Source organism: Pedobacter sp. Hv1, from assembly GCF_001412215.1.
GTDB lineage: Bacteria > Bacteroidota > Bacteroidia > Sphingobacteriales > Sphingobacteriaceae > Pedobacter.
In genome coordinates, this window is sequence record NZ_LLWP01000005.1 from 306160 (window position 1) to 318811 (window position 12652).

Genomic DNA, 12652 nt, shown 5'->3' on the forward strand with positions numbered 1-12652 from the left:
AGTTTTTAATCGAACTTTAAGATAAAGATAAACAAAAAACTCTATTTAAATCACTTTAAAGACATATTTTAAATCTATTTTGTGGCAATCGAATTATCAACAAATAATTCATTTATGACTCACTGGGGAACTCGCTAGCTTAATGCCCAATTTCCATCGTAACGCACTTCGATGGCATCCCTTACCGCCTTTTTAATATCCAAATAGCCATAAGGACAGAATTGCGTCTTGAAATCATTTCATCTATGTATACGGATGGCGGGAATTGGAAGATGAAAAGGTAATGGTTGTCAATAATCCAAAACAGATATAAATTTAATTTTAACCTTATTACAATTGATTATATTCTTCAATAGCTGATTTAATAGTAGAAGTAGGTGAATATTTCAGTTTTAGATTCTCTTCGATTTTCAATATCGTATAATATAAGAAGTTCAGATTAGGCAATACGTTCTTGTTTTTTTCAATAAACTCTTCTAAAACTTTTTTTACAACTATAAAATTTTCTGACGACCTTACCCCTATAGAATATATTCCAGCTAAGCACCTTTCCTCCAGATCATTAAAATCATCATTCTTAAATTCAGGACGCTTACCGATAATTAAGAGGCGCATCAGGATATTCAGTGCATTAATATCACTGATCATCGATATGTTTCCAAGCGAAATTCTAAAATCGAATTTTGGATCAGGATCTTCAATTATAATTTGGGATATGTACTCAAGTCCGTAAATATCATTAAGTTTCATAAGGTGATTGGCAGCATATTTTTTGTTTTCGCCAGTTTCTTCTGGGCTTTCTATAATTTCTTTGAGGACCACACAAAGGAACTCAGTTTCTTTTCCTTCCTTTTCAAGAAGATTGATAGCCCTCCACTTTAGTCCGTCAGAGGTTACTTCTAAGATGAGTTTTTTAATACTTTCAATATTTTTAACTTTTGTGAACCAGAAATCCAATAAATCCCTGAATTTATATTCATCATTTTGGTCTTTTGATAATCTATTCAGGATAACTGCATATGTTTCAGACATGCTTTTTCTTAGTGCGTAGGCTGCATTATTGGTCCATTCCAATGGCCCAAGCTCTGGATTATTCAGATTTTCTGCAACTCTTTCTTTTATCTTCTCGACCGAAATAAAATTTTCCAGTTCATCAATACTTCCAGGATTGGACATCTTGAAATCATAGTTAAAACTAACTCTTTCTGTAAAATCAAGTAGTACGTTTTCCGGCAAAATGATTTCGAACCTATTGATAAAATCCCATAAGATCCTTTTATCATTCCCTTTCGTAATACTCCAGTTTCTTATCAAATCTATCTGTTTCTCACTTATCTGGAGGGTTTTTTTGCTTGTAAGTTCTGAATAGATATGGTTGATACGAAAGTCAGAATAGCTTAAATTTTGAACTATCCATGATTTTGCTGTTTCAAAATCGATTTTTTTATCCTGTTGTGTTAATTTGTTCAATATTGCCGTAGCTGAATTAGGAAATCTGTCTTCTATAGTTATTTGGGTTGACCGCTTATAATCAAATAGGTCATTTCTACCTAATAATTTGCCGCCGATTTCTGTATAGATTCTCTTAATGACCTTAATCATTGCCTGGTCATCAAACCAAAGATCGAAACTCTGCTGGTTTCTTTTTTCAAGAATCATTGTCCAGTCCTTCATTTTCGGTTGTTCAAGAGCGATATCATATTGTACTGCACTTTTCTCCATGGTCTTTAAAGTTTCGGAAACCGAATCAACTGAATATTGATGCCAGACCAAAAGATTGTAGAATTTTAACACAAATTCCTTTTTATGACCATAAACTTTTAGGAAAGCGTCCACAACTTTGTTATCCACTAGAAGGACAATTGCAGTTCCCTTAGAATAATCATCAAGTTTTTCGCTACTCCATATTTCTTCAACAGCAGTCCAAGCTGTATCGGTTTGTTTAAAAAATTCGATTAGTGCATTTAATATCTTAGACCTATGGTGCAGAGATTCATTTAGCAATAGATTTAGTATGTTATTATATATCGAAGGTTCAGCTTTAAAGGCTAGAATGGATGAAAGGATTAATGATTCCATAATATCCTGATATTCCGAAAGAAATACTTCTCTTCTATTTTCTGAAGAAGAAAGTTTCCCCAAAACCTGCTTTATGGATTTTGGCTTTGAAACCATTTCAAAACCAAGCTTCAAATAGTCAGATTCGGACATAAGATTCACTTTTTCCCTATCAGAAATCGGTGATGTAAGGTCCACTAGGTCTATTCCATCAATAAAGATATCTACATATTCATCTACAAGTTCAGCCTTTACCAAAATTTTATAAAGCCCGGCACGCACATATTGGTTTCTCCTTTGTCCATATTTTTCGATAAGGTAATCTATTAAATGCTTATTTGCAATTTTGAGATCGGCAATTGTTCCCATTACGGAATAGGTGTCACTACCCGTTATTTCGCTATTATCAAGCAATTTTATTACAGCGATTTTAATCCGTTTGATATAGTTTCCAAAAAACTTAAGGTTAAAATATCTTAAAACATTAAGACAGTTTAGCTTCGCTATCTTCACTATATCTTCAGATTCGATAATTTCAAGTAGATATTTGAGCGCTGCTTCGGTTTCACAGAACCTTGCCAGTTCCTTATCGGAGAAATTATTTGAATAGATCCAAATTTCTTTGCTATTATAAAATTCAATGATCTGCCTGAACAATAAAAGCCTTCTGCCGGCATTTATCCTATCGGGCTCGAATTTCACAATAACTTCAATATCGTTTTCAACTATCCAGTTTATTAGGCCATGAACAATTTCATCACCACTGATGCTGATAAAAAAGGATAGTGTATTTACCCATGAAGGTTTGATTCTATCTTTACCTCCTGCTTGAACAGCAATGACTTTTATTATTTCATCTAGAGATTTCCTGCTGAGAACCCGAGAGGCTATATATTCTTGGATATTGTTGTGTTCGAAAAGCCATTTATCCTGTTCAGCACTTTTACTGAAAGCTGGAAGATATTTAACATGGTTGAGTTCAACTGTATCTGGAAAAAGTTCTTCCAACTCGTCATCGGTCAAGAAATTTTTTCCCAGAAGTTCAAGTACGAAAGCGATTTTTTCCAGGTATTTAAGCGATTGGTTCCGAGTGAGTATAGGAATGGTCGTCTTAAAATGTTCCTTATCATTATTATAGTACGTGAACAGAGCCTCCTCCATGATCTGGGACCTCCCAGAAGCAAGATTGCCATGGTCTATGTAATGCTTGATAAGAATGTTAAGGAAAAAAGGTTTTTGCACCAGATCTAAGAATCCATTTTCATATACCTGTTCAATAAAACCCTGTCCATCGATATTGAATTTATCTATAGCATAAGCCTTAATTTCTGGCAACGAAATATTGTTTAGGTTATAAACCAGAAATCCTTCAAGTGTGCCCGAGAAGTTATCGTAAGGCGCTTCATAAAAATTGTTCCGGCACGAAATAACTATCCGCACCAGTGGATTTTCATCTGAAAAAGCTATGATTTTTCTTATCGCTGTTTGAAAGTATTGTGGCTGGATCTCATCCAGTCCATCGAGCATCACCAAAAGATTTCCAGGATCAGAATTTTTCCAATCTTCTGGCAGATAGTCACCAATATTTTCATTGGTATATGTATTAAACCTTTTATAAATTGGATTTAACACATTATTTTCAGCTTGAAAACGATGCGCAAGGCTCAGCAGTTCAATAGATTTGCCTGACCCTGCTGCACCCAATATCACTAACCTTTTCTGGGAGGCTACTAGCTCATTTAGGTAGATCTTTTCAACATCGGGCTGGAAAAACCAGATTTTGGCTACCTGTTGATGCTCATGATAGGTAAGCTGCCTTGGAATATAATATTCCACCTTGGGCTCAGGAAGTGGGAACGGAATAACTGGGAATGGCACCCTATCATCTTCACCACCTATATTGTTTAACCTAAAAACCATTTGCCCATCATCATGTGAAGGACATGGCAGATATTCAGCTTGTGGCTGTTGGTCATGTTTGTTGGCAACCATTCTGATTACAGCATCAAATAGCTGAGCTGCTGTTAGAACGGGCGAAGTATTTTCTTCAAGAAATTGACATAGTGCTATTCCAAATGGACTGCCTTCTCCAGCAATCCCATCACTTACAGCTGTTTCTTCACCTGAGACAAACAACCATCTCGAATTTCTTTTTTCCAGTTCTTCAGGTGTTAAGATAATACCTAAACCTCGGCGCCTGGTGATAAATGTCCCTGAAAAACAGGAATCAGAAATTAGCATAATGTGCCTGGCTGGTATTGCTTCAATATAATCAAGGACAGTAGAATTAAAGATAAAAGTTCTTTGTCCATCTTCTCCATCATATGGAATCCAGCAACCCTTTTTTGAGGTTGGATGCTGTAGCCCATGTCCAGCGAAGTATATAATTACACTATCATCCTTATGGCAAGATATCGATAAGTCTATCAGTGCTTCGGTTATATTTTGGTTTGTTGCATCGGAATCATATAATGGTTTCTGTGCTGGTATAAAGCCATATTTTTCTTCAAGAACCTTTGAAAAACGCTCGACATCTCTCTTTGCGTTAGACAAAGAGCGATACATACCACCTTGGTACTCATCAATTCCAATAATCAATAAACGTTTTTCTGCAGCCATATGTCTCTACTTATACAATGCTACTAAATTTATCAGGAATATTCTAAACCAGGTTTCAGTCTAACCCATAATTCTGGATTTAGATTACCTGAGTTTTTTTAATATATTTGTTAAGACATCAAATTGCTAACACTCTCAATGAAACCATTTATATTCCAGTTTAAAGAACAGCCAACAGTGGAAAGTGCTGACTATTCGCAACTACAGTACGATAAAATATTGAATCTCAGTATCGACAAGCAAACTGGAATGCCTGCAATATGCGCATTGGATCTTTCAACCGAAACGTTTACAAAAACACAGGGCGAAGATTCCGATACCGAACAGACCTATGTCTCTAGATTGATGGGTACAGAATCTATAACTTTGGTAGACCTAGAAGCCTCAGATGCCGATCCTGATAGGTTTTCGATGAGTATGCTGATGGGCACTGAAACAGAAACCCGCCAGTATGTAGAGGGCGCCGATAGCGACCCGCAATAAGCATGATCCTCATCATTACACATAAACTTGATTTTACCGCAGATTTCCTCATCAATAAGCTGAATGATAGAAAGATAGAGTACCGACGGCTGAACTGTGAAGATATTCTAAGTACGAACTATTCGTTCGAATACCATCCGGATATGACCTTTTCGATAATGGGCGTACCAAAGTACACATCAGTCTGGTTCAGAAGAACGTTGTTGCCTGACCTGGACATTGAACTTCCGCAGGAAAGAAAATATATTTTGGGGGAAGTGGAAGCATTTATGAAGAATATTTTCTCTATTCTCGATGCCAAATGGGTTAGCCCACCTCGAGAGGTCTATCACGCCGAAAACAAATTATATCAACTTAAGCTCGCAAAAAAACTGGGGTTTAAGATTCCAGAAACGTTGGTTACTTCCGATAAAGAAGAACTTAAAAACTTTTTTGGCAAGCATGACCACATCATTGTGAAGCCCATCTTTCAAACCAGGATTAGCAGTCCAGAGAATGCTGAGTTTATATTTACAAACAGGGTAACCAAAGAACAGATTGACAGCTTGAATTCTTTCGACCTAAGCCCTTGCATTTTTCAAAGGGAAATCGAAAAAACAGTCGAACTGAGAATTACTGTAGTGAATGGCCAGACTTTTGCAGCCCAGGTTAAATCTCAGGAAGATGAAGAAACCAAAACTGACTGGAGAAAGAAAAAACTGGCCTTCACAATATTTGAACTACCATCACACATCCATCAGCTTTGTATCGATTTAGTCCGTGAGATGGGTCTAGTATTTGGTGCAATTGACATGATCCTTTCACCGGATGGCACCTATACATTTTTGGAAATTAATCCAAATGGCCAGTGGGTTTGGATAGAGACCGAGACTGGACTAAAGATTTCGGACGCCATTATCAAGGAACTTTTGTAAGATGGGAAAACTCAGCAAAAAAATCAAAAACCGCCTGAACGATATAGGCTTGTTTTATAAGGAAGAAACTGATTTTCGTCGAATCGATTATGCCTCTTATCAAGTTAGCGAACCGGATACAAAGCTTCGTGAGCATCGGGATTTTTTGGTTAGACTTCAGGAAAACGAAGACAAGCGACTGGAATCCATTGATTCCAAGACTTCGCAACTGATTTCCCAAACTGGAATCATATTTTCATTGCTTGGCCTTTTTTTACCAGTGATGATGGACAAGGCTTCAGACCTAGGAATATTAGTTAAGTCTATTTTAATCTTGTTGCTTGTTCTTGCAGCATGTTTTTATTTGTTGACCATACACAATGCGCTTAGAAATTATCGCATAAGCCAATTTAAATATGGAAGGGTTGGAGCTAACAATGTACTGCAGTTCAAGGACAAATCCACTGAAGAGTTCATTGCAGAGGAAATCAGGGATATTCTCAGTTGCATTAACCAAAACATTAACAACAACAATCGGAAGGGCACCAATCTACTCCATTCCTATGCAGCATTTAAAATAGCAAACCTTTTAAGCGGAGCTCTAGTGGTACTTACTGCAGTATTTATCCTATTCTACAACCCACCAAAGCAAGTTATGGATGTAAATGGAAGTATTGAAATTAGGAATCTTAAATTGTTGGGGGAGCAGATCAGGAAAACCAAGGCTAAAAATGATACAGTTATCATTAATATTCCCGACACCATATATTCTGTTCCGCTCAACAAATAATTGCTAATTACATTTTAACCAAATGATTTACGCATGTAGATAAAAAGATTATGGAAAGAAAAGAGGTAAATTTTCTGAAGCTCAAAAACAACATTGAAATCAACGATGGCTCTGAACTAAAGCAATTATTAAAAAAAAGAAAAAACCATCACTTTTATTCCTCCAAGGTAAAAAGGACAAGTCACACCGATTTTGATTTCACCGGAGCAATCTTTAGTTGGTCCCAAGATTATATTAGTACCCCATTGACCAATGTTGATGGTTTTCAATATGATGAAATTATAGTAGACTTGGCAGTCCAGGTCATATTGGTAGAAAATAGCTTTGACTATAGCAAAACATTCAGGAAACCAATCATACTCGAAATTTCTCTGCACGCCTTTGTTTTCATCGAAAGCAACCTGCACGGAGATATAAATCTACTGAATCAGGAACAGAAGTCATTGTTGATCTTTCACAAAACCTATGAAAGGGAATTAGAAAGATCTGGAATAAAAATGCTCCATGAAAATACATATCAAGGCCAGGAGGCATTTAGCTTCTTTACCAGAATTTGGAAAAACGTAGATATTGAGGATTCCGCTATGGTAACGGGTTCTAGTCATGACTATTTTACCGAATTGAATGAATGTCATCGGAAGATTATGTACAGTGTAGGTTGTTCAAACATTTGGGGCAGATACATTACACATTTCCAAGACAATTCCTACAATTTCCAAGGTTCAAAGGTCTACCCAGTAAAACAGAATTATTTTGATGTGAGATACGTGTCCTATCTGGAAAATGCAATAGAGGAATTATATACATTTTATGAAAGGCTTGCCTATCTGATCTACCTTTTCTTAAAGCCAACCAGTTTTTTACAATTTTCGCTTTCGTACAACAAGCTTTTCGAAAGAAGAACAAAGCGAGAAGTAATTGAAAGATATGCGCATCTGACAACAGATGCAAATTATGCCTACTTCTTTAGGCGAATTAATAACGAACATAAAAAATTATCGACCTACCGCCATCCATTGGTACACTATCAGAGTACCAATGAGACAATAAAAGGTTCCTACAATGCATCATTCACCACAAAATGGCTTCACCATGCCACAAGTGATGAAAGTAAACTGTTAAAAATCCAAAACGAAATAGAAGATATTCGGATTTTTGTGAACAAGGAGCTAAATAATTGTAAGGTTTCCTTTGAGCATGCAGTATTATTGATCGAAGGACTTAACAGCAACATATAGCAAAAAGATATAGCGTACAGCCCGCAAAAACGCCCAAAGAAATCACCTAGTCGCAATAATCATAGAAAAAACATAGCATCTTCAATATGGCTAAAGACCTGAAAAACTATTTTGCCGAACAAGAAAAAATTATGACTGAGCGGCGTACAAAGCTCAAAAATGGCCCTAATGTAATCCATCTTTCCTATTTGAGCCAGCATATTTCTCCTTTACAGTTACTTGAAATGGAAGCAGAGACCGAACGGCTTGGCTTTCAGCTCAGCTCTATGGATCGAAGCGGTACCATACAAGCATCTATTTCGAGCCTTTCGGCAGATCTTGTACTTATGCTTACCGAACCTGGGATTATAGGTGTACTAATGTCTGGATTATTGACCAATGGAATCTATGACGGGCTGAAGATGCTGATAATCAGTTGCTGGAAAAAGGTATATAATAAGAAAACTATTTCCATAATTTCAAATACAGTATTGGAGCATCCAGCAAAATTCCACCTTGTCATCAAGCTTGATGTAGACTGCTCCATTGAGTTGGAGACCGAAAATCTGGATGCTGAACAATTTGGAGTAGCAATAGATAAGATTTCAGATATTGCTAAAGACTTGAACAGCAAAAAAAGGAGCCTGATGCTGTTCGATCCGTTAGAATTAAAATGGAACCCCATCAAAGTAGATATCGATTTCCTAAAACAGGGCCAAAAATTGACAAGGGAGATTCCGCTAGAGGAATATCTTGAAGAATTAAGAAAAAAAGAAAATCCTGAAGATTAAAAAAATTAACAAATGGAAATCTGCAAATGCTGTGGGAAAAATCCTGCCGATAAGAAAAATACACACTATCTTACTGACGGTATTATCAGAAGTGCATTAAATGAGGGCGGGCTGAACATAAGGGGAAAGGGGGCTATGTACGATATTTCGAGCCATAAAAACTCTGTAGAATTTAAATTTCAGCAAAAAACTTCTCAAGAAGCCATCATTGAAGGATTGGGCCATGCGCCCGGTGAAAAGGAAATTGAAGAGGCAAAAAAGAATGATTTTTCAGTGGACAATGTTTTCTGTTCATCTTGCGAAAAGATATTTACGGAGATTGAGACCGAATTCATAGATAAGATTTTGCCGAAGCTCAGAGGGAAGGATTTCACTGGAGAGAGAGAAGTCAGTTTTACTGAATATTTATTGATACGGAAATTCTTTCTGCTTCAGGTACTAAGAACTTCGATTTGTGATCAGGGGTATAAAATTAGTGCAGTGCTTCAGGACAAATTAAGAGAAATCGTTCTGAACAAAAATGCCGACATAGCAATGATAAAATCGGTTCCTTTGAATGTAACTTATCTTAGTACTTTGGGCGGCAACTTCGAATACACTTATAATGATGTTGGAATCGGATCAGAGCAGGGCAACCATGTTATAATCTTCAATGATTTTATCATACAGGTATTCGAGAAAATTTCAGAGGTCAAATATGTCGACTTTTTTGGAGTGAATGAGAAACAGACTTTGATGTATTTCACAAACCAAAATGAAGAAAATTTTAAATTTAAGGTATTCGACAATGACGGCCGAAAAAAAATCATGGCGACCTTCGGTGCATTCAAGGTAAGGAACCAATTGGCTTTTTATGTACAGGATCTTCAGAACGAATTTTTGAAGCGAAAAGGATTTCTACCACCTAGGCATGTCATCAATATATTTGTCCACCAGATCATCAATGCAAATAGTTTCGATGACCTGCAACGGTATTCAAGCGCACGTTATGAAAAGATAAAGGAGTTTTTATTTCAGATTTTGTGAAAAAACAAAGATTTGATCCTAGCCCCATTAATGAGTTGGTTCGGGGTGAAACCACAGTATCTTTCAATACCTTTGATTGTTAAAATTTCTTTCAAATTAAGATATATTCATATCATATTGATATATTGTTTGTGTTGAATAAAGTATTCTCCACAATTACTTTCTAAGAAAAAGTTTACAAGCACTATTTACACATTAATTTTCTACATTTCCTATATTAACATAACCTGTCCCATATGGATAAATTATTATAAATTAATCTTGTAGATAAAGACCTTAATGCAACAACCCATAGAAGAATGCAAACAATCCAAAAACACTAATGAACTACATATCAATTCCTTACATAAAACATTAGTCGCTCTAATAGAAAAAGTAGACAAGCTAAGTAATAGGCTAGAGCAATTTTCAGACCTACCGAGAAAGATTACAGAAATACATAAACTACACTTTCCAGAGTTTGTTCAAAAAGAAGAAGATTTAACAAAAAGATTCCTCGCAGAGATCATACTTGGTATCCCAAGAAAACGTAAGAAACGTAAAGTAATTTAGAAAGAATGCAAATCCAGTTAAACAAAAAACACCTTTAGATATATTCAAAAGGTGTTTTTCGATTGAGATAATAAAATTTTGAACTTTTCTTCCCCCTATGGGAAATTTAGGTGGAGAATATCGGATTCGAACCGATCACCTCTTCACTGCCAGCGAAGCGCTCTAGCCAAATGAGCTAATCCCCCAGGTTTGGGAAGCAAAAGTAATTAAAAGTTTAACGCCTGCAAATTTTTATTTCTATTCTCTGAAGTAATCTTAAATTAAGTGTCTAATTCGTTAAAAAAGAGGCTTAAAAATCACATTCCTCATTTATTTAACTAGAATTTAAGGTGTATATTGCATTTCAATCCCTCTACTTAAGTTAACATGATTAGAATAAAATATATAGATCAAAATATTGCAAAAATTTTAGTGAATGATCCTGATCCATTAAATATGGTAAGGGCCCGATTTTTAGCACAAGGGCTCTCTTCGAGCTTAATTGTACTCTTACTTACTTTGCCTTCTTTTTATATTCATGCCCAACACCTATTGTTCTTCCGCTCAGTGCTGATTATTGTTGCCCAGGTTGGATTGATCTGGGTTTTGTTAAAAACCCCAAAATGGAAATTGGTGGCTCATTTAACCTGTATAATTATTGCCGTATTAATCTGGTCTAACTTGTTCATTTTCTTACAGGGCATCAAAATCATTTCCCTCCAGTTTATGTTATTGTTGGTGGTGTTGAGCTATTATCTTTTAGGCATTAAATGGGGCGTATTCTATTCGCTGCTCAGCATACTTTTTATGGGTATCAACTTTGCCTTATATGGTCAGGCAGCAATGTTAACCATCCACAACCAAATAGAGGTAGACAACTACAGCTTTTTAATTGTATTTATCTTTAATTTTTTATTGATCATCTATATTCAGCACCATTTTTTTTATGCCTTTAATGAAACCATTAAACAACTAAAAATTAAACAGGAAGAAGAAAAGAAGCTGAATGAAAAACTCCAAGAAACCATTACCATTTCGGAACAACTTTCTAAAGCAAAGACCAATTTTCTTTCTACCATTTCGCACGAATTAAGGACCCCGCTAAATGGCGTAATTGGCATGAGCGATTTGCTACTTTTAGACAACCCTAGAAAAGAGCAAGAAGAAAATTTAAATATCCTAAAATTCTCTGCCAATAACCTGCTCAACCTCATCAATGATGTGTTGGATATTAACAAAATTGAGTCTGGAAAAGTAGACATTGAAAAAATCCCTTTCAGCATACATGAACTGATCAATAGTATTTTTGCAGGTTTCAAAAATAGGGCAACCGCAAAAGGTTTAGTTTTTACGCTAGATTGTAGTAATGAGCTAAATGAGCTTGGTGTGATTGGTGATCCCACTAGGCTGACACAAATTTTAAACAATCTGATAGAAAATGCTTTAAAATTTACGAAGGATGGAAAAGTAAATCTCACCATTAAAGTGATAGAAAAAAACAGCAAAAATATTAGGCTCTATTTTTGCGTTAGTGATACAGGTATTGGGATCCCAGTGGAAAAGCAAGAATTGGTATTCGAATCTTTTTCGCAGGCCTCTACAAGTACTACACGTAACTACGGTGGCAGTGGGCTAGGTCTTGCTATTGTGAAGAACCTGCTGGAGTTACATCAAAGTAATATTAGCATACAAAGTGAAGTGAATGTTGGCACATCATTCAGCTTTGAAATTAATTATACCTTATTTGATCTTAATCAAAACATACCTATAGAACCAAATAACAAAAGCATTGAAAACATGGACATTAGCGGTTTAAAAATTCTGATAGCCGAAGACAATCAGATGAATACTTTATTGATGCGAAAACTATTGGCCAAATGGAACATTACCCCCGACTTTGCTAGTAATGGCGCTGATGCTGTTGAAGCCTTTAAAACCAATGATTACGATTTGATATTAATGGATATCCACATGCCAATTATGGATGGTTATGAAGCTTCCAGAACCATTAGAAACTATGGCGACACCGTAAAATCTGCAGTGCACATTATTGCGCTAACTGCTTCTGTGGCCTTAGATGTAAGAAACAAAATAACTGAAGCGGGCATTAACGACTATGTATCTAAACCTTTCAATCCTGAAGAGCTAAGAGGAAAAATAGAAGAAATAGCTTCGCATAAAAGTGTTTAAATTAAAAAAGGAAAGCAGTTTGCTTTCCTTGGCATTGGTTGTTTTTAGTTTTTA

8 protein-coding genes and 1 tRNA gene are annotated in these 12652 nt (G+C 35.9%); 7 read left to right on the plus strand and 2 right to left on the minus strand.

Annotated elements, in window-relative coordinates; genetic code table 11:
* Nucleotides 1-330 precede the first annotated feature (330 nt).
* Nucleotides 331-4677 carry a caspase family protein gene (locus AQF98_RS12950; protein WP_055132377.1) on the minus strand — a complete coding sequence of 1449 codons (4347 nt, stop codon included), beginning with the start codon at nt 4675-4677 and terminating at the stop codon, nt 331-333.
* Nucleotides 4678-4815: 138 nt separating this feature from the next.
* Between AQF98_RS12950 and AQF98_RS12955 the strand changes: the two genes are divergently transcribed.
* The 6 genes from AQF98_RS12955 to AQF98_RS12980 all read left to right on the plus strand — a co-directional run bounded on the left by AQF98_RS12955 (nt 4816) and on the right by AQF98_RS12980 (nt 9877).
* Complete coding sequence (locus AQF98_RS12955) at nt 4816-5160, plus strand: hypothetical protein (RefSeq protein WP_055132378.1); 345 nt, start codon at nt 4816-4818, stop codon at nt 5158-5160.
* A gap of 2 nt (nt 5161-5162) precedes the next feature.
* Nucleotides 5163-6074, plus strand: coding sequence for a hypothetical protein (locus AQF98_RS12960; protein WP_055132379.1), 912 nt, complete (start codon nt 5163-5165; stop codon nt 6072-6074).
* Nucleotide 6075: 1 nt separating this feature from the next.
* Nucleotides 6076-6843: a hypothetical protein gene (locus AQF98_RS12965; protein WP_055132380.1), complete on the plus strand. Its 768-nt coding sequence runs from the start codon at nt 6076-6078 to the stop codon at nt 6841-6843.
* Between the two features lie 50 nt (nt 6844-6893).
* Nucleotides 6894-8081: a hypothetical protein gene (locus AQF98_RS12970; RefSeq protein ID WP_055132381.1), complete on the plus strand. Its 1188-nt coding sequence runs from the start codon at nt 6894-6896 to the stop codon at nt 8079-8081.
* Nucleotides 8082-8167: 86 nt separating this feature from the next.
* Nucleotides 8168-8851 carry a hypothetical protein gene (locus AQF98_RS12975; RefSeq protein WP_055132382.1) on the plus strand — a complete coding sequence of 228 codons (684 nt, stop codon included), beginning with the start codon at nt 8168-8170 and terminating at the stop codon, nt 8849-8851.
* Between the two features lie 12 nt (nt 8852-8863).
* Nucleotides 8864-9877 (plus strand): hypothetical protein, encoded by a 1014-nt coding sequence (locus tag AQF98_RS12980; RefSeq protein ID WP_055132383.1) that lies wholly within the window; start codon nt 8864-8866, stop codon nt 9875-9877.
* A 663-nt stretch (nt 9878-10540) separates the two neighbouring features.
* Here AQF98_RS12980 and AQF98_RS12990 read toward each other — a convergent pair.
* Nucleotides 10541-10614: transfer RNA gene (locus AQF98_RS12990), tRNA-Ala, on the minus strand.
* A 181-nt stretch (nt 10615-10795) separates the two neighbouring features.
* On the opposite strand from AQF98_RS12990, the gene AQF98_RS12995 reads away from it, so the two are divergent.
* Nucleotides 10796-12598 (plus strand): ATP-binding protein, encoded by a 1803-nt coding sequence (locus AQF98_RS12995; protein ID WP_055132385.1) that lies wholly within the window; start codon nt 10796-10798, stop codon nt 12596-12598.
* Nucleotides 12599-12652 lie beyond the last annotated feature (54 nt).